This window comes from Streptomyces pseudovenezuelae (genome assembly GCF_001513955.1).
GTDB lineage: Bacteria > Actinomycetota > Actinomycetes > Streptomycetales > Streptomycetaceae > Streptomyces > Streptomyces pseudovenezuelae.
Map to the genome: position 1 here is coordinate 817,684 of NZ_KQ948144.1, position 18,003 is coordinate 835,686.

General features: G+C 72.8%; 16 protein-coding genes. 4 read left to right on the forward strand and 12 right to left on the reverse strand.

Going from position 1 to position 18,003, the window contains the following annotated elements:
• Positions 1-54 precede the first annotated feature (54 nt).
• From AQI94_RS03500 to AQI94_RS03540, 9 genes are all read right to left on the reverse strand, one after another.
• Positions 55-903 (reverse strand): FkbM family methyltransferase, encoded by an 849-nt coding sequence (locus tag AQI94_RS03500; RefSeq protein ID WP_062229576.1) that lies wholly within the window; start codon positions 901-903, stop codon positions 55-57.
• A complete protein-coding gene (locus tag AQI94_RS03505; protein WP_031053096.1) occupies positions 900-1,139 on the reverse strand; it encodes a Trm112 family protein in 240 nt (79 codons plus the stop codon). The genes AQI94_RS03500 and AQI94_RS03505 overlap by 4 nt, the downstream gene beginning before the upstream one ends.
• Positions 1,136-2,041 carry a hypothetical protein gene (locus AQI94_RS03510; protein WP_031053092.1) on the reverse strand — a complete coding sequence of 302 codons (906 nt, stop codon included), beginning with the start codon at positions 2,039-2,041 and terminating at the stop codon, positions 1,136-1,138. Before AQI94_RS03510 ends, AQI94_RS03505 begins: the two co-directional genes overlap by 4 nt.
• A gap of 21 nt (positions 2,042-2,062) precedes the next feature.
• Complete coding sequence (locus tag AQI94_RS03515) at positions 2,063-2,800, reverse strand: class I SAM-dependent methyltransferase (RefSeq protein ID WP_031053089.1); 738 nt, start codon at positions 2,798-2,800, stop codon at positions 2,063-2,065.
• A complete protein-coding gene (locus AQI94_RS03520; protein WP_031053086.1) occupies positions 2,797-4,161 on the reverse strand; it encodes a condensation protein in 1,365 nt (454 codons plus the stop codon). The genes AQI94_RS03515 and AQI94_RS03520 overlap by 4 nt, the downstream gene beginning before the upstream one ends.
• A complete protein-coding gene (locus AQI94_RS03525) occupies positions 4,158-8,309 on the reverse strand; it encodes a DUF3367 domain-containing protein (RefSeq protein WP_062229577.1) in 4,152 nt (1,383 codons plus the stop codon). The genes AQI94_RS03520 and AQI94_RS03525 overlap by 4 nt, the downstream gene beginning before the upstream one ends.
• Positions 8,306-9,046, reverse strand: a complete 741-nt coding sequence (locus tag AQI94_RS03530) for a class I SAM-dependent methyltransferase (protein ID WP_031044689.1) — start codon at positions 9,044-9,046, stop codon at positions 8,306-8,308. The genes AQI94_RS03525 and AQI94_RS03530 overlap by 4 nt, the downstream gene beginning before the upstream one ends.
• Complete coding sequence (locus AQI94_RS03535; RefSeq protein WP_031044684.1) at positions 9,043-10,224, reverse strand: glycosyltransferase family 4 protein; 1,182 nt, start codon at positions 10,222-10,224, stop codon at positions 9,043-9,045. Before AQI94_RS03535 ends, AQI94_RS03530 begins: the two co-directional genes overlap by 4 nt.
• A gap of 193 nt (positions 10,225-10,417) precedes the next feature.
• Positions 10,418-11,407 (reverse strand): DUF3068 domain-containing protein, encoded by a 990-nt coding sequence (locus AQI94_RS03540; RefSeq protein ID WP_031044681.1) that lies wholly within the window; start codon positions 11,405-11,407, stop codon positions 10,418-10,420.
• Positions 11,408-11,611: 204 nt separating this feature from the next.
• Between AQI94_RS03540 and AQI94_RS44965 the strand changes: the two genes are divergently transcribed.
• The 4 genes from AQI94_RS44965 to AQI94_RS03555 all read left to right on the forward strand — a co-directional run bounded on the left by AQI94_RS44965 (position 11,612) and on the right by AQI94_RS03555 (position 14,765).
• Complete coding sequence (locus AQI94_RS44965; protein ID WP_020116177.1) at positions 11,612-11,764, forward strand: hypothetical protein; 153 nt, start codon at positions 11,612-11,614, stop codon at positions 11,762-11,764.
• Between the two features lie 3 nt (positions 11,765-11,767).
• Entirely contained in the window at positions 11,768-12,991 is a 1,224-nt protein-coding gene (locus AQI94_RS03545) for a PucR family transcriptional regulator (RefSeq protein ID WP_031044678.1), read from the forward strand.
• A gap of 155 nt (positions 12,992-13,146) precedes the next feature.
• Positions 13,147-13,920 (forward strand): IclR family transcriptional regulator, encoded by a 774-nt coding sequence (locus AQI94_RS03550; RefSeq protein WP_031044675.1) that lies wholly within the window; start codon positions 13,147-13,149, stop codon positions 13,918-13,920.
• Positions 13,917-14,765 (forward strand): SMP-30/gluconolactonase/LRE family protein, encoded by an 849-nt coding sequence (locus tag AQI94_RS03555; protein ID WP_031044672.1) that lies wholly within the window; start codon positions 13,917-13,919, stop codon positions 14,763-14,765. Before AQI94_RS03550 ends, AQI94_RS03555 begins: the two co-directional genes overlap by 4 nt.
• Here the strand turns inward: AQI94_RS03555 and AQI94_RS03560 are convergent, their stop codons facing one another.
• Genes AQI94_RS03560 through AQI94_RS03570 form a run of 3 tightly spaced genes read right to left on the reverse strand, consistent with a single transcriptional unit; the run spans position 14,766 to position 17,984 of the window.
• A complete protein-coding gene (locus tag AQI94_RS03560) occupies positions 14,766-16,169 on the reverse strand; it encodes an NAD(P)/FAD-dependent oxidoreductase (protein WP_031044669.1) in 1,404 nt (467 codons plus the stop codon).
• Positions 16,162-17,394 (reverse strand): MAB_1171c family putative transporter, encoded by a 1,233-nt coding sequence (locus tag AQI94_RS03565; RefSeq protein WP_051832176.1) that lies wholly within the window; start codon positions 17,392-17,394, stop codon positions 16,162-16,164. Before AQI94_RS03565 ends, AQI94_RS03560 begins: the two co-directional genes overlap by 8 nt.
• A complete protein-coding gene (locus AQI94_RS03570; protein ID WP_031044664.1) occupies positions 17,391-17,984 on the reverse strand; it encodes a hypothetical protein in 594 nt (197 codons plus the stop codon). Before AQI94_RS03570 ends, AQI94_RS03565 begins: the two co-directional genes overlap by 4 nt.
• Between the last annotated feature and the right edge of the window lie 19 nt (positions 17,985-18,003).

Genomic DNA, 18,003 nt, shown 5'->3' on the forward strand with positions numbered 1-18,003 from the left:
TCCATGGTGCTCCGCCTCCGGGCGCCTCAGTCGGTGTCGAGGGGAAGACCGTGCTCACCCCTTCGGGCCTCCGCGCGCTCTTCCCCTCGACACCGACGCGCCCTCCGGCTCCGCACGGGCGACACCGGGGCGGCGGCCGTCGGGGAGGAAGAGCACCGAGTTGATGTACCGCGGACGGCGCAGGAAGGGCAGGACCCGGCGGAGCAGACCCTGGCTGACGACGTACGAGGCCGTCTCCTGGTGGGCCTCCAGGGGGAAGCCGGACAACGGGACCCAGGTGGCGCGGGGCAGCACCCAGCCGTCGTAGCCGAGGAGGGAGAGATAGGTCACCACCGGGGCGATCGGCTGGATCCGGGACTCCAGTTCGACGAAGAGGGCGGGCCGGTCGCGCGCGAGGATTCCCGTCGCCCCGCGCAGCACCGCGAGCTCGCTCCCGTCCACGTCGATCTTGATGAACCCGACGTCCTTCAGGCCCAGTTCGTCCAGTGTGACGCAGCGGACGTCCAGCGCGCGGCCGTGGATGTCGCGCCGGACCAGGGAGGACACCCCGCGGTCGCCCTCGTCGCCGGGCGGCAGCCACAGCCGGGCGGTGCCCGGGTGGTCCGCGGCGGCGGCCTGGACGACCCGGACGTTCGCGGGGGCCGCCGAGGTCAGCAGCCGGGCCAGGTGGGGGACCGGCTCGACGGTCACCACCTGCCGGGCGCGGCCGGCCAGCCGGCGTGTCCACGGCCCGTACCAGCCGCCCACGTCCACGGCCGTGCGGCAGTCCGCCGGGCACAGCTCGGCCAGCCGTGCCAGCTCCGGTTCGAAGCGCGGGTACACGGCCCGGGCGGCCGCCGCGACGAGGCGGGTGGGCAGATGGGGGGCCACCCGCGCCGCCCAGGTGCGCGCCGGTCCGGTCATGGGGTCATCCCGGGGGTCTGGGGGGAACCCCCGGTACAGCGGCGCAGCAGGTCCTCGTGCTGGTCGTCGGTCACTTGCTCGCCGGAGGACGGCAGCAGCTGCGGGATGCCGTCGACGATCGGGTAACGGCGGTGCAGCCGGGGGTTGTAGAGGGCCTCGTCCGGCGGTACGAGGTGCAGCGGGCCCTTGTCGAGCGGGCAGGCCAGGATCTGCAGCAGCGGGTCGTCGGGGTTCATGGGGGCGTCAACTCCTTGGCACCGATGGGGGGTTGGGGCGCCGGATCGTGCTTGGGCATGCTGAGCAGCACGGCGACGGCCAGCACGGTGCCCGCGAGGCGCAGCGCGAGGCGCAGCGGGTCGTGGGGCAGCGACTCACCGAACGAGAGCGTGCCGAGCACCGCGGTGTACAGGCAGGTCACCGTGGTGCACACCGGCACGATCAGCGAGGCCCGGCAGCGTTGCAGTGCCGCCTGCGACATCACCAGGCCGAACGCTCCGGTGAACAACAGGAGATACGGATACGGGGAGCGCAAGAGCTCAACCACCGCGCCACCGAGCCCACTTGACGTCAGACAGCTCGACACTCCCTTGATCGCGAGCGAGCTGACCCCGTACAGCAGACCCACCGCCACGCCGTACTCGACGCCGGTCGTCGGCATGCGGTGCCGGTGTCTGGTGCGCCGCTCGGCGGACGCGTACAGCCACACGCCCGCCGCCAGCGAGGGCACGCACACCAGCAGGATCAGCTGGTACGGGGCGTCCCGGCTGACCCGGTCCGAGCCCTCCTTCAGGGACAGCACGACCATGAGGAGCGCGGCGAGGATGGCACCCAGCGCGTACCGCTCCCGCCCGGTCGTCTCTTCGCCCAGCAGCCGCGCCGACAGCAGCACCAGCAGCACCAGACCGGAGACGAAGATGCCCTGCGCGGCCGCGATCGGCAGCGTCCGGTAGACCGCGAGCTGCGCCGCGAACCCGGCCGCCAGCGAGAGCGAGCCGCCGATCCACAGCGGACTTCTGAGCACCAGCTTGAGCAGCCGCGCCGGTTGCCGGATCGACACCTCCGGCAGGGCGGTCAGCGCCCGCTTCTCCAGGACGAATCCGACGCTGTACAGGGTGTTCGCCAACAGGGCCGCCGCCACTCCCCACCACATGGTCACCCCCTAGGTCTTGCGCGCGTGCAGCAGCAGGATGGACGCGAGCGAGGGCCTGGCACACGCCAGCCGGTCCAGGGCGCGCAGCGGACGCGGCACACCGTGGAAGGGCGCCCCCGCGAGCCGTACGACCTCGAAGCCGGCCGCCGCGACGAACTCCCGCAGCGCGCGGGCCGTGTACAGCCGCAGATGACCCACGACCTCCCGCCCCGGCCGTCCGTGGATCGCCCGCAGGCTCACCTCCGAGAACACCGGCTGGACGCCGGCCAGCAGCAGTCCGCGGTTGTACCAGGCGGCCAGGTTCGGTGTGGACAGCATGAGATGGCCACCCGGCCGCAGGATGCGCCGGATCTCGTCCAGGGCGGCGTCGGGGTCGACGAGATGCTCGACGACCTCGCTGAACAGCACGGCGTCGACGGAGGCGTCCTTGAACGGCAGCCCCTCGCCGCTCAGTTCGCCGCGTACGGCGTACGGCAGCCGGGAGCGGGCGCGCTGGAGGGCGTCCTGGGACCAGTCGACGCCGACGACGCGGTGACCGGTGAGGAGCGGGGCGGCGGTGGCGGCCGCGGTGCCGTCGCCGCAGCCGATGTCCAGGACGGTACGCGGGACCGTTCCGGCCGCGCCGAGGGCCGCGGCCAGCATGCGGGCCTGGCGCAGGGAGCGGGGCGTGCCGGAGGCCACCGGGACGGCCGGGTCCTCGTAGAAGTCCCTGAGGCCGCCGCGGCGAGGGGGCGCGGTGGTGTTCACGGGGCCACCTCCGTGGTGTGCAGGTAGTGCTCGAACAGGTCCCGCAGATGGGCGCCGTCGCCGTGCCCGAGCAGGGACCGCGACCAACGCAGGGCCAGGTGCAGGCGGCCCGCGGTCGAGGCGGTCGTGACGGTGAGACCGCGGGGCATCCTCGCGGGCGCCGAGAACCACACGGCGTGCGCGCGGCCGGCCTCCTCGCCGAAGTCCAGCGGGTACGGGACGCGGCCGATGTTGCTGAGGAGGGTGGTGGAGGTCCAGGGGGCCGCCGCTCTGCGCAGGCCGCGGGTGAGGGCGGCGCGCCAGGCGACCGGGGTCACCGGTGCCGTGAGGAGGCTTGCGCCGTGGCCGAGTTGGGGTCGAGGGAGGGATTTCAGCGCACGGGTCCGCTGCGCGGTGCGGCGCAGGAACTCGGGCATGTCGGTCGGGTCGTGCGGCAACTCCTCGGGTGAGAAGGGGACTTCGACCAGTCGGGTGCCGTTGCCTATGGGCATGGTCGCGTCCCTGGGGCGGTCGTCCACGGGCATGGTGATGCGCAGGGGGCGGGGGGTCTGTCCGTGTTCCCGGTTCCAGTGGGCGATCGTCAGGGCGGTGGCGGCCATGAGCTGGTCGTTGACGGTGTAGGGGGAGCCCTTGGGGCGGTGGGGGAGGGGGAGTTCGGTGACGAGGAGGCCGTTGCCGGGGGTGTTCTCGGGTGTGCCTTGCGCTACGCGGGCCGGGCGGGTCCAGTTGGAGGGTGTCTCAGGGGTCTGTGGGGGGTCCGGTGCGCGGGTGGGAGGTGCGGTGGGGGAGTTGTCCTTGCCGCCGTAGATTTCCGCGGCTGTGGCCAGGATGCGGAGGCAGGCGGGGCCGTCCAGGGCTGTGTGGTTGATGGTGAGGAAGAGGACGGTTGTGTTCTGGGTGCGGGCCGGTGGGGGCTGGTCGCGCAGTTCCCCGCGCCCCCAGGCAGGTGGGTGTGCGCCGACCATGTCTGTAGCCTCGCTGCCCTCTGCTGGCCCCGCGCCCTCGACCACCTCCAGTCGGATCGGTGGCGACAATGAGAGCGGGGGTGCCTCGACCAGGGCCCTTGTCCTCGCGTCCCGCAGCGCGTTCCTCCCCGGCGCCGGAAAGCCCACCACCTCCACATCCGGTTCCGCCGTCAGTTCCCACTCGTAGCGGCGGCGGTGCCAGCCTCCCGGGGCCTCCCGCATCAGGATCCGCGGGTGCCGGTGCAGGGCCTCCAGGAACGCCTTCCGGAGCCGGGCCCGGTCCAGCCGCCCCGGCAGGTGGACCTCGATGTGGACCGTCTCCGGTTCCTCCTCCTGGAGGCAGTGGCGGGAGACCTCGTCGACCACCGGGAACGGGATGCGCGTCGATGGGGTCATTCCGGTTCCGTCCTCCCCTTGCTCACCTCGGGCTCGGACTCACGCACGCTCACCAGCGCGGCGAACAAGCCGATCAGCGCCAGGAGTTGGGCCACGTGGCCGAAGGCCCCGTGCGAGGCGCCCACCGGTTCACCCGCCCCCACCGCCGCGGCGATGCCCGCCCCCGCCAGGGCCACGAAGGCGATCGGCACCAGCAGACCGTGCCGTCGGGACGCCAGCAGCGCCAGCGCCGGGACCAGCAGGGCGAACCATCCGGCGATCACCACACCCACCAGCGTGAGCGCCACCACCCCGAGCCACACGCCCGGCGCCGGAGGCACCGGCTGCGGTTCATCGGGGTTCGGGGAGCGCCTGCGCCACAGCACCAGGCCCACCAGTGCCGCCAGCGCGACCCCGCTGCCGATCAGCGCGCCGTCGTACGTCGTCGCGGGCTGGTACGACAGCTTCACCGTGCCGCCGGCCCCCGCGGGGACGCGCCAGCCCTGCTGCCAGCCGTCGAGCCGCAGCGGGGAGAGCGACTTGCCGTTCAGCGTGGCCCTCCAGCCGTCGTTGTAGTTCTCGTACGTGGTGAGGTACGAGGCGGCACCCGATCCGACGGTCACCTCGCGCTTGTCGCCGAGCCAGTCCCGTATCCGCAACTCCCTGGTGAGGGAGGTCGGTTCGGCGACCGTGCCGCGGGTCAGGGTGAGGTCGGTCAGGGCGAGCGGCCCGGCGTCCCCGCCCTCGACGACGTGCTCGCCGGACGGCAGGGACACCTCTGCTTCGGAGCGGTTCGACTGACAGAGCGTCACCTTCAGCTCCCGCCGGTCGGTCAGATCGCGGATCAGGCCCGAGACGCCCGTCCGGTACAGCTTTCCGTCGATCGCCAGCACCGGGCCCTTGCCGCACGGCAGGGAGAACGTCCGGGTGGCCTTCGGCTGCGGGGTCCGGTACTGGTCGAGGGCCGGGAGGTAGGCCTCGGTGAGGCCCACCGGGAGCTGGAGGTCCTCGTCGGCGACCGGGTTGTGCAGGACCAGCGGGGCCGTCTTGGTGATCGTGATGTCGAGGCGGTCGGTGGTGATCGCGGGGAAGCGCACGGCGCCGTTCTCGTCGACGCCGGCGACCGTCGCTCCGTCGGGCGAGGTGATGTCCACCTCGGTGGGACGGGTGGAGAGGCCGCCCGCGGGTGCCAGCACCAGCTCCGAGACGGGCTGCTTGCCGCTCCAGCTCAGGTGGATCGTGGGGCGGTCGCCCGCGATCCAGGCCGTCGTGAGGTCGCCGTCGGTGAGGTTGCGGGCGGACAGGCCCGTGCCGAGGCCGGCCGTGGAGTCGGCGGTCGCCGTGATGCGGTTGCGCTGGTCGGGGGCGACCTCGTACAGCAGCCTGTCGAGTTCCTCCCCGGTCACCGGCACCGCGCTCGCCTTCACCGAGTACGTTCCCGCGGCCTCCGTGGTGAAGCGGCGGTGCAGGCCGGCCTCGGTGCCGGTCGGGGAGATCCCGGCCGGGTCGGGGACCCGGTGCAGGGAGATCACCTCGGCCGCCGAGTCCGTGGCGTCGGCGTCGGTCGGCACCCGCAGCAGTCGGGTCACCTGCACGTGCGGCAGGGCGATCTCGGAGAATCCGGCCCCGGCGAGACCGGTGCGCCGCGCGACCGAGTCGACGATGGTGAGCTTCATCCAACCCGTCGCCCCGGGCGGCGCCTTGACGCTCTGGGTCGAGCCGTCGGCCCGCAGGAAGCTGGTCCGCGACCCCCGCTCCGTCTCCACCCGCACCTTGGTCGGCGCCGAGCGCACGCTCTCCTGCGGCAACGGCGTGACCTTGAACGACGAGGGCATGTCGTACGCGGGATCGGAGAGGCCGATGCGCAGCCACTGCCCGTCGGGGGAGCCCGCCACGCCCTCCGCCCACGCGGTGTCCGGGTTGCCGTCGAAGGCACCCACCGGGTCGAACTGCGGGAGATGGAACAGCCAGTTGCCGTAGGAGGACGCCGTCACCGAGCGGGCGCCGCGCAGTTCGGCGACCGTCTGGTGGTCGAGGCCCTTAGTCGGCAGGATCTGGTGCGGTTTCTCCCCGGCGTCCTGGGCGGCCCCGGAGGCGTTGCGCTCGTCCTCGGTGTACGTGTACGAGGTGTTGGCGTTGACGAGCCCGAAGCGGGTGTCCGCGCGCCGCAGTCCGTCGCCCACGATCTGGAGCGGCGGGGTGCCCAGCCCGGGGTGGTTGTCCCCGGTCAGCACCGTTGCTCTGCCCCGCAGTTCGCTCGCGAGCGGCAGCAGCGACTCGGGACCGCCGGACACCTGGGCGGTGTCGGCGACCGGCAGCAGGCCGGCCTGTCCGGGCCGGGGCACGTCCTCGCTCGACGGACGGTAGATCTCCACCGCCTTCTGCCTCGGGTACAGCCCCTCGACCTGGAGCGGGGTGTCGTGCGCGATCGTCCCGCCCGTCATGAGCGGCCCGAGGCCCGTGACCCGCTCGTAGCCGGACTGTTCGAGGGCCCGCTTGACGACCGAGGACGACACGGCACCGATCTGGTCGGGGTCCAGGTCGTTGCGGACGACGACGTAGTAGACCCCGGCCCGGCTCAGGTAGTCCGCCAGCCCCGGGATCTCCCCGCCGGTCATCAGCGCCTGCTCGACCGCGTCGGTCGCGCGCCGGTTGCCGGGGGTGCCGAAGGGGACGTAGTCGCGCTGCGCCCAGCGGGACTCGGCGAGGACGTCGAGGGGCTGGTCGATGGGGGAACCCCAGGTGTAGATGCCGTGCGCGGTCGCGGGGACGACCAGGGCGCGCGAGTCGGGGGAGTACTTCTCCAGCCAGTCGGCCGTGGCGTGCCAGTACCTGGGGAGCTCCTGGAAGGAACCGGGGTTCAGGATCGAGCCGTTGAGGTACGGCCACATCAGTCCGGGCAGGACCAGGACGGCCGCGACCAGCGGGGCGTACCGGCGGCCCCTGATCTCCCTCGCCCCGCGCGGTTCGGAGGCCACGCCCACCAGGTGGGCCAGGCCCAGGACCAGGGCGAGCGCGAGGCCCGGCTGGAACTTGTAGATGTTGCGGAAGGGGGCGAGACCGCCGTTCAGCCAGTCCTGCACCAGCCCGTGGAAGGGGGCGCCGAACGCGCCGCCGTACCCCGCGAGCAGTACCAGCACGGCGGTCAGCACGGTCAGCACCAGCCACCGCCGCTCCGGCATGTCCCGCCGCGCGAGGCCCGCGAGACCGAGCCCGGCCGCGAGCGCCGAGCAGAGGATCACGATCACCGAGGAGGCCACGGTCCAGCCGGCCGGCAGCCACGCCTCCCCCAGGTGCAGATAGGCGACCCAGTTCCCGGCCCCGCGCAGGGCCTCCGTCGCCGACATCGTCTCGGTCGTGGTGTGGGCGCTCTCGACGTACGGCAGGAAGTTCTCGCCGTAGAGGCCGAGCAGCAGCAGCGGGATCACCCACCAGGCCGTCGCCAGGATCACCCCGGGCACCCACCAGGCGATCAGTCTGCGCTGCCGTGGTCCGGGCGGGCGGGACAGCAGATACAGCCCGACGGGGAGCAGACAGGCCAGGGTGGAGGCCGCGTTCACCCCGCCCATGAACGGGATGACCAGCGCCGAGCGCAGGGCGGCGATCCGGGCGCTGTGGCGCTCGTTCGTCAGCGGCAGCAGCACCCAGGGCAGGAAGGCGCCGGGCAGCGCGGCGGCGGAGGTCGAGCCGATCACGATGGTGAAGGTCGGCCACAGCGCGTACGCGACGGCGGCGAGCAGCCGCGACGCCCCGTTGCCCACGCGCAGCCGCTCCGCCAGCCGCAGCGCGCCCCAGAAGGCGACCGACACGATCAGCGACAGCCACAGCCGCTCCACCAGCCACACCGGCAACTGGAGCGCGTGGCCCAGCCAGTAGAACGGCAGCATGGGCCACAGATAGCCGACGTACTGGTCTTGGATGCCGCCGAAGGAGCCCTGGTCGTGCCACAGCTGCCCGAGGTCGGCGAGGAACCGTCCGGGGTCGGAGGTGACGCCCAGCTTGGTGTCGAAGGTCTGCCGGCCCGGGTGCACCACCAGGAACAGCACGAAGACCACGGCCCAGAACCCCAGCAGCCAGCTCCGTGACCGCGGGCCCTCCGGGGGGCCCGACATGATCGCGGTGCTCGGCACGGCTGCCGGAGGAGGGGCCTGGACCGTGGACGTCGTCATGGTGGACACCGCCGGAGGATGAGGAGGAGGTTCCAGGTGGCGATCTCGCGGAGGCCGGGAGCCCGTACGACGGTCTCCGCGAGGAAGGGCCAGTAGCGGGAGCGCGCCGAGACGACCGTGACGTCGTCACGGGCGCGCACCTGCCGCAGGGTCGGGCCGATGTGCACGGCGAACAGGTTCTCGCCGAGGGTGTGCTTGGCGGCCTTTCCGGTACGGCGCCGGTAGCGGGCGCGGGCCCGCTCGGCACCCAGGTAGTGCCAGGGCGCCCACTCGTGACCGCCCCACGGGGACAGCCAGTTGGTGAACGAGACGTAGATCAGCCCACCGGGCCGGGTGACCCGTACGAGCTCGCTGAGGAAGATCTCCGGATCGGCCACGTGCTCCAGCACGTTGGAGGAGAAGGTGACGTCGGCGGCGGCGTCCCGCAGGGGGAGCAGGTAGCCGTCGGCGATCACCGTGGAGTCGGGCGGTTTCTCCCCCAGTTCGGTGGGATCGGGCTCGAAGAGGAACGCGTCGGCGCCGCGTCTGCGGAACTCCTCGGTGAAGTACCCGCTGCCCCCGCCGACGTCAACGACCGTACGGCCGGCGACCGGACCGTCGTAGGCCTCGACCTGGTCGACGGCGTCGCGGGCGAGCAGCGCGTAGCAGGACTCGGGGTCGTCCTGCTCCCGCATGAAGGCCCGGAAGAGAGCGAGGGAACGCCGAAGGGAGGGATCCTTCGCCCGGGGCCGCGTCACGGCCCCCAGCCCCTCACCGCCTCGGCGGCCACGGCCCGGAACTGTCTGACCGTCCGGTGCCAGCGGTACCGGGCCGCCCGGTCCTGTGCCGCCTTGCCCATCAGCTCACGGCGGTGTCCCGACAGGGCGAGCGTGCACCAGGCGGCGGCGAACGAGGACTCGCCCCGCGCGAGGACACCCGTCTCCCCGTCCGCGACGGAATCCCGCAGCCCGGGTACGTCGAAGGCGATGGTCGGCGTCTTGCGGGTCGCGGCCTCGGTCACCACAAGACCCCATCCCTCCACGGCCGAGGGATGGAGCAGCAGCCATGCCTCGCACAGCAGCCGGTGCTTCTCGGCCTCGGAGACATGGCCGGTGAACTCCACGCCGGGACCGGCGAGTTGCTCCAGTCGGGAGCGCTCGGGGCCGTCCCCGACGATCACGAGCCGGCCACCGGTCACCGGCCGCACCCGCTCCCAGAGTCTGAGCAGCAGATCGATCCGCTTGTACTCGACCAGGCGGCCCACGGCGACGAAGAGGGGTTCCGGCGAGCGGCGAACCAGGGGTTCCGGTTCCTCGACCCCGTTGTGCACGACCCGGATGCGGTCCCGCTCGACCCCGATCGCGCGCAGGGCGTGGGCGGTCGACGGGGACACGGCGACCAGCAGACTCCGGTGCCGGGCCGCCGCACCGGCCAGCGCCCAGTGTTCGAGTCTTCGGCCGATCCGGGCGGCCGGGGCCAGGGGGCCGCCGAACCGCATCTTCCACAGGTCGGTGTGCACATGGTTGACCAGGCACAGGGTGGGGCCCCGGTGCCACAGAGGCGCGAGGTACGGCATGCCGTTGCAGACCTCGACCAGCAGGTCGGTCTCGCCGACCTGGCGGGCGAAGGCCGTACGGGCACGCAGGTAGTGGCCGAACTCGCTGCCCGCCGACACGACGCGGTAGTCCCGGTAGGAGGCCGGGCCGCCGCACAGCAGGGTCACCTGGTGGCCGAGCCGGGTCAGTCCGTCGGCGAGCCGGTCGACGAGGAGCTCGGAGCCGCCGGCGGCCGGATTGTCGAGGTCACGATGGGCGAGAAAAACGATTCGGCGCGGGGGTGGGGGGAGCGCCGAAGAGTGGTGCGGGCCGTGCGATGAGGGTTGCCACTGCGACGCCTGGGGAGGCGTGCGCAGCGGGTGGGGCACGTGCTGGGGCATGGGTGCTCCAACTCGTCTCAGGGTGCGGAACTCAGCGGTGTCTTTCGGGCTGGTTGTGGGGGGACTGAGCGCTTCCCAGGCGGGTGGTGTGGACGGGCTGTGCTCGGGTGGGGTGGCACAGTTTTCGCCCACCCGTACGCCGTGGCTACTCACGTACGTGACAATTTCCGGGCTTATTAGAGCTGACGTCCAGTCACATCGTGAGGACGGGCTGGGGCGTACCGCTCATATCGGTGGACTCGGGGCGCCTGCGTCCCCGTACCACCAAAACGCCCCCCACGGCAGCCAGCACGAATCCAGCCACAGCCGCCCCGATCGGCAGCGTCTCGCCCACCGCTCGCAACTGGCCGCTGTCCCGCTTCGCCAGCCGCACCGCGTCCTTCTGGGTCGCGGTGGTGAACGCGATCCTTCTGCTGTCGAGCAGCACGACGGCGTCCTTCTTCGCCCCCGGCGCCCGCAGGGTGCGCTTCGGGCCCACCTGTGCGTAGACCACCCGGCCGGTGCGCTGGTCGACGACCAGCTCGATGCCGTGGTTGGAGTACCACTCCTCGGCCAGCACCTGCGGCCGGCCGGGCTCGTCCACGATCGTGCCCGGCACGAGCCGTGTCCCGACCTTCGCCGGGGCGACCGTGCCGGTGAACCGGTAACCCGTGTACCCCTGAACCTTCTTCGTACCCTGGTAACGCAACGTCACCGTCGAACCAAGGGAGTTGTCCCACCACTGGTAGGAGCGTCGCTGCACGTCGAAGGGGAACTTCAGATAGGCCTCGCCCTCGATGTACGGCTTCTCGCCGCAGCAGTGCACCGGCTTGGTGGTCCTGCGGTCCATGACCCAGCGGTGCGGGACGAACTCCAGCGCGTCGTGCGGGTCGGCGGCCGGCAGCGACTTGTCGGTGTCGACGGTGGTGGTCACGTCCCACACCGCCGCCCGGCCGCTGCGCTCACTGTCCTCGACGTCGCCGCGCACCCGCTGGGTGACGGTGATCCGCTGCCCGGGGACCGTCTCCAGCTCCTCGGTGTCGAAGACGCTGCCCGTCCCGCGGTAGACCGCGGTCTGGTCGATGTTGATCGGATTCACGGCCGCCCGTGGGGCCACGTACCACGCGAGCAACGGCGCCAGTACCAGCAAAAACGTGCCGAGTCCCAGCAGAATCAGGGAGATTGGAGAGGCTGTACGGCGCATCCGGACACTCCTGGGGCAGTTGTTGACGGAGTTCGGGCCGCTCTATGGGCCGGAGACCGTAGGCGTCTTGGCACGGGGTGTCAATGTCTTGACGGATTGTCAATGTCCTGTCGACACTGGGTCGACAGGCAGGGTGGGTACCGGGCCGGGTCCCGGGTGGGGACGTACGCCGGATCGAGCCGCTCAAGAGAGGCTGCCCCTGCGATGTCCAGACTGCTCGCCGCCGCACTGACCGTCGTGGTCGCCGCCCTGCTCGCGCTCGGTGCCGCGCTCGGCATCGTCGCGCTGCTGGAGGCGACACCCGAGCAGCCCAACACACCCCTGATCACCTACGAGCAGACGGACCAGGGGAGTTGACCCGTGTCCGCCCGACCGGCAGCCCTGAACGCCCGCTCGGCCTGGCATGACGTCCCCCGCCTCCAGGTCCGCCGCTTCGCGGCCATCGCCATGTCCGAGGCGCCGGCTCTCGCGGAGGAGATCCTGCGCGAGATCCGCCGCGAGTACCCCCATCTGCCGGTCGTCCTGGACGACTCCGGTGAACCGATGGCCCTGGTCGGCATCCGCCGTGCCATCGAGGTCTTCGTCCAGCACCTGGAGACGGCGGAGGGCCGCCCGACGGTACCCCCGGGCGTCTTCCAGGAGTTCGGCCGCGGCGAGGGCCTCAACGGCCGCAGCCTGGACTCGCTCCAGGCGATCTACCGCATGGGCGTACGCCTGGCCTGGCGCCGGTTCGCCGAGATCGGCCAGCGCGTCGAGATCCCGCCGCCCGCGATGTACGAGCTGGTGGACGCGGGCTACGAGTACCTGGACGGCCTGGTCGACCAGTCGGTCCGCGGATACGCCGAGGCCGCGGCCCGCCAGGCCGGTGAGCGGCTGCGCCTCCAGCGCCGCCTGATGGAGTTACTGCTGGCCGAACGCCACCGGGGCGATCCGGCGGACGCGCTGACGGAACGCGCGGCCCGCATCGGCTGGCCCCTCCCGAAGAAGGTGGCGGTCGGCGTCCTGCTCCGCCCGGCCCGCGAGGCGGTGCCCCCGGCGGTGGGCCAGGGAGTCCTGCTCGACATGGACTACGAACAGCCCCGCATGGTCGTCCCCGAACCGGACGCGGCGGGCCGCCACGAACTCCTGCACCGGGCCCTGACCGGCTGGGCCGGCGCGATCGGCCCTCCGGTCCCCCTCGCCGACGCGGCCAAGTCCCTCCGCTGGGCCGAGGCCGCCGTACGCCTCATGGAACGCGACCTGCTCCCCGCCGGGGAGGTGCTGCACTGCACCGAACACACCGAGGCCCTGGTCCTGCTCCAGCCCGAGGAACTGATCGACGACCTCGCCCTGCGCTGCCTCGCCCCCCTGCGCCACTGCGGCCCCACCCACGGCCGCCGCCTCGCGGAGACCCTCCTGGCCTGGCTGGAGACCCGCGGCGGGGCCCCCGAGGTCGCGGCCCGCCTCGGCGTCCACCCCCAGACCGTCCGCTACCGCCTCCGCCAGATCCGCGAACTGTGGGGCGACGAGATCGACGACCCGGACCGCCGCTTCGAACTGGAGCTGGTGCTGCGGGCTCGGCGGTTGCGGGGGGAGTTGGCGTGAGCGACCCAGTGTGACGTGCCGCACACGGAGTGGGTCTGGGCACCCCTTGCCCATTGCCCGAGGAAAGAGCATGTCGCTAGCCTGTGTTCGTCATGCCGATCGTCTGTTGAAATTTCGAACGCAGACGCCTTAGACGCAAAGAGAGGGGGCCGGTTGTGGGACGCCTTGTACCTGCCGTGACCCGGGCTCTCGACATTCTCGAGCTCTTCCTCGACGGAGACGGGACTCTCTCCGCCCCCGACATCGTGCGCAAGCTCCAGCTGCCGCGCACCACCGTGCACGAGCTGGTGACCACTCTCGCCGCCCGGTCGTACATCGTCCAGGTTCCCGGCCAGCCGGGACGCTACCGGCTCGGGGTGCGGCCCTACCAGCTCGGCAGCCGGTACGCCGAGCAGCTCGACCTCGCCGCCGAGGGCCAGCAGGTCGCCCGGTCCGTCGCCGAGACCTGTGACGAGACCGTGCACGTGGCGATCCTGGAGGGCACCGACGTCATCTACATCGCCAAGGTCGACTCGACGCACGCGGTGCGGATGGTGTCGGCCGCCGGCCGGCGGCTGCCCGCGCACTGCACCTCCGTCGGCAAGATGCTCCTCGCCTCCCTCCCCGAGCCGCAGCTCGCCTCCCGCATCCCGCAGGACACTCCGCTCGTCGGCATGACGCCCAACAGCATCACCGACCCCGCGGCCCTGCGCGAGGCCCTCGACGAGATCCGGCAGCGCGGGGTCGCGGTCGAGAACCGGGAGTCCAACCCGGACGTCTCCTGCGTCGCCGCCCCGGTCCGCGACCGCACCGGCCAGGTCGTCGCCGCGCTCTCCATCTCCGTGCCGATGATCCGCTGGAGCGACGACCGCCGCGGCGAGCTGGAGCAGCTGGCCGCCAAGGGCGCCGCCGAACTGTCCGAGCGCCTGGGCCACCGGAGCGTGGGATGACCCGCCACTCGACCTTCGACGTCGCCGTACGCGCCGAGGCCACCCTCGGCGAGGGGCCCACCTGGGACGGCGAGCGGCTGCTGTGGATCGACATCCTGGGTGCCCGGCTCCACAGCTACGACCCCGCCTCGGGGCAGCGCACGGTCCGCGTGCTCGACCAGCACATCGGTGCCGTCAAGCCGCGCGTAGGCGGCGGACTCGTCCTCAACCTGCGCGACGGCGTCGCCCTCCTCGACCCCGACGGCTCCTTGCGCTGGCTCCACCACGAGCCCGTCCCGGGCCGCCGGGCCAACGACGCCGCCGTCGCCCCCGACGGTTCGCTGTGGGCCGGCACCATGCGCTACGACGAGGCACCGGGCGGCGGCACCCTGTCCCGGATCACGGGTGACGGCACCCACCGCACCGTCCTCGACGACGTGGCCGTCAGCAACGGCACCGGCTGGAGCCCGGACGGCCGGCTCATGTACTACGTCGACTCGCCCACCCGGCGGATCGACGTCTTCGACCACGAGGACGGGGAGCTCTCCGGCCGCCGCACCTTCGTCGCCGTCGAGGACGGCGCCGGCTTCCCCGACGGCCTCACCGTCGATGCCGACGGATGCGTCTGGGTCGCGCTGTGGGACGGGGGAGCGGTCCGCCGGTACACCCCTGACGGCGAGCTGGACCGGGTGATCACCCTCCCGGCCCCGCGCGTCACCGCGTGCGCGTTCGGCGGCCCCGACCTGACCGACCTCTACATCACCACGGCCCGCGTGGGGCTCACGGCCCCGCATCCGGTGGCGGGTTCGCTGCTGGTGGTGCCCGGAGCGGGCAAGGGCCTGAGGCAGCCGGCGTTCACCGGCTGACTACTGGAGCCCCGCCCTCTTCAGCTCCTCGGCGGTCAGCGGCGGCGCGGTGAGCGGCGGCTTGAGCGGCCCGACCAGCGCCGCCAGCAGGACGGACGGCCCCAGCAGCACCTCCGCCCGCCGCTCCAGCGAGGTCACGTCCGTCACCCGGCGGGCGACGCGTCCGTTCCCGGTGGCCGTGTGCATGAGCCGCGACACGTACGCGGCCACGAGCCGGTCCCGCGAGGTCGGCCCCTCCCGCGTCGCCCCCGGGTAGAAGACGTCCTGTCCGCCGGCCAGATCCCAGGCCGCCCCGACGGGCCGCGCCACCGCCCGCTGCACACGGCGCGCGAGACCGGGCGAGCCGAACCCGTGACGCTCAGTCAACTCCCGTAGCAGCACAGCACTCTGCGCTCCCACGGCCAGCCCGTGCCCGTAGAGCGGGTTGTACGCCGCGACCGCGTCGCCGAGGACCGTGAAGCCCTCCGGCCAGGCCGGCATCCGCTCGTAGAAGTGACGGCGGTTGACGGTCGCACGGGTGACCGCGACGTCGGACAGCGGCTCGGCGCGGGCGATGAGGTCGCCGATGAGCGGGTGCCGCAGCTTCTCGCGGGCGAACGGGAGGAAGGCGTCCGCTGCGGAGCCCGGTTCGCCGCCCCGGGTGCCGTTGAGGGTGACGATCCAGCGGCCGTCCTCGATGGGCAGCAGGAAACCCGCCCGGCCGGGGCCGCCGTCCCGCGGGTCGGACTGCACGTTGATCACCGGGAAGCCCTCGCGGGCCTGCTCGGGCGCGAGGTAGAGCCGACTGGCGTACGCGAGGCCGGAGTCGATCTCGCGCCGCTCCGGCGCCGGCAGCCCGAGGCCGGTGAGCCAGCGGGGCGCCTTCGAGCCGCGGCCGGTGGCGTCCACGACCAGGCCGGCCGCGAGGGTCCGCTCCCGGCCGTCCCGTTCCCGCACCCGGACCCCGGTGACCGCCCGCGCGTCACCCGTGAGCCCCAGGACCTCCGTGCCCGCGAGCAGCTCGATCCGGTCGTCGGCGAGGACGCGGGCCCGGACGGTGGCGTCCAGCAGGTCGCGGCTCGCCAGGATCACGTGGTGCGACTCGGGCCAGCGGCGGAACCAGCCGCGCGGCGAGAGGACGACCATGTCCGTGGTGACCGGGGCCCGGCGCGCCCCGGCGTCCAGCAGCGCGCGGGTGATGCCCGGCAGCAGCCGCTCCATCGCCAGGACGCCGCCCGACCAGAGCATGTGGGCGTGCCGGGCCTGCGGGAGCCCCCTGCGGGGCGCGGGCGCCGTGGGCAGCTCGTCGCGCTCCACGACGACGACCCGGTCGGCGGGACCGGCCAGGGCCCGCGCCGCGAGCATGCCGGTGTGGGATCCCCCGAGGACGACGGCGACTCTGGCGGGGGAGGGAGGTTCAGTCATGCGTGGAGACGCTCTCTGCCGGGACGGCCGCACGGACACGGACCGCCGAGATCTCGTCGGGGCGGCCCAGGGCCTCGGAGACGGCCTGGATCTCCTGGAGCAGGTACGTGGTGTCGGCCTCGCTCCGGTCGTCGCCGTCCGGAGCGCGCCCGCGGGTCTCGACCGCGTCCACGATCGTCACCGCGGCCGCCAGCTCCTGCGCCCGGCCCCGCTCGTGGCCGAGGGCGAGGGCGGCGTCGTAGGCCCGGCGGCGCAGGTCCTCGTCGAGGAAGCGGGACAGGTACAGCAGCGCGTCGCGGATGTAGGTCTCGCGGCGGATCAGCCGCATCTCGGCGGTGGCCCGCAGGGCGAGCGGTTCGCGGCCGCCGGCGACGGTCCGCAGCAGCCGGGCGAGCGGCTTCAGGCTCCGGTAGCGGCGGCGCACCAGCCAGCGGTCCTGCAGGTACTGCCCGGCGTGCGGGACGATGAAGCCGATCGCGACGAAGGTGGCGGCGATGCAGGCGGCCGAGGGCGCGATGTTGGTGTTCAGCCAGTCCAGGTCGTGGCCGGTCCAGCGGGCCACCACGGCGGTCAGCTTGGCCGCGCCGAAGAGCAGGTTCGTCGCGTAGCCGATGCCCAGGAAGCGCAGGCCCCAGCGCAGCCAGCCGTCGAGGCCGTCGGTCCGGATCCAGTTCCACACCAGCCGGGTCGTGATCGAGCAGGCCACGGCGTGCGCGAGGAGGTAGAGCAGGATCTCCTCGCGCATGAACGGCGTGCTCGCGTAGTAGGTGTCCAGGTCCCGGATCTGCTCCACGGGCACGTCGGCGAGCGCGAACAGCACCCACAGCGCGACGACCACGCCCGCGTAGACCGAGACCACCCAGCGGGTCGCGCGCCGCGTCTGCTCCCGGCGGTCGGTGTGGCCGTTGCGCCAGTGCACGACCAGCAGCAGCCAGGACGCGGACAGCGCGGTGAGCAGGGAGTACACCCAGGGCGCCGCGATGTTGGGCACGCCGGTGACGCGGTTGGTCCAGGCGATGGTGCCGGGGGCCGCGAAGACGAAGACCGCGCAGGCGAACAGCAGCAGGCCGCCCACGGCCCGCAGCAGCGGGTCCCGCCACAGCTTGAGGATGCTGGGCAGTTTGATCACCAGGGCCGCGGTCAGGACCAGGGCGGGCAGCCAGAAGGAGATGTACAGCCCGGTGAGGAACCCACCGGCGCCTTCGGCCAGGTGGAGAGGCGTCACAGTGTCCTGCCTCCGGACCGGCGGTAGCCGAGGGACCGCTGGACGGGGCCGGGAGGGGTGCTGCCCCGGCCGGTCGCGTAGGGCCGGAAGGCGGCCGCCAGCCGGTGCCCGAAGTCGTCGGCCTCGGCCTCGTCGGCCTCCCGGGAGCCGTTGCGGGCGGCCACGGTCAGGGCGACGGAGTCCCAGCCCGGCCGGTTGGCGAGCGCGTCCGCGGCGGCCGCGTGATGGTGGGCGTGGCCCGCGTGCAGGTGCCACAACTCATGGCCGAGGATGACCAGTTGCTGCATCTCCTCGGCCCGCTCCTCGACGATGACGAGGTCGAAGTCCTCGAACTCCACCCACAGTCCGGTCACCGCGATCTCGTCGGGGAACCGTTCGAAACGCAGGTCGACGGGCCGCCCGCCGCGGCGGCCGCTCATCTCCTGGCACAGGATCCGGCACAGCTCGGGCACGTCGGCCGGGGGACGGAGTCGGGCCCGGACCGCGTCGGTGAGGTCGGAGACCAGATCGCGCATGGCCGGGGTCGCACGGGGGCGCCGTAGCGCCGAGGCGATCCGGGCCGCACTTCTGCGCGCACCCGCTATGTCCATCCCACCCCCTGAACTCTCC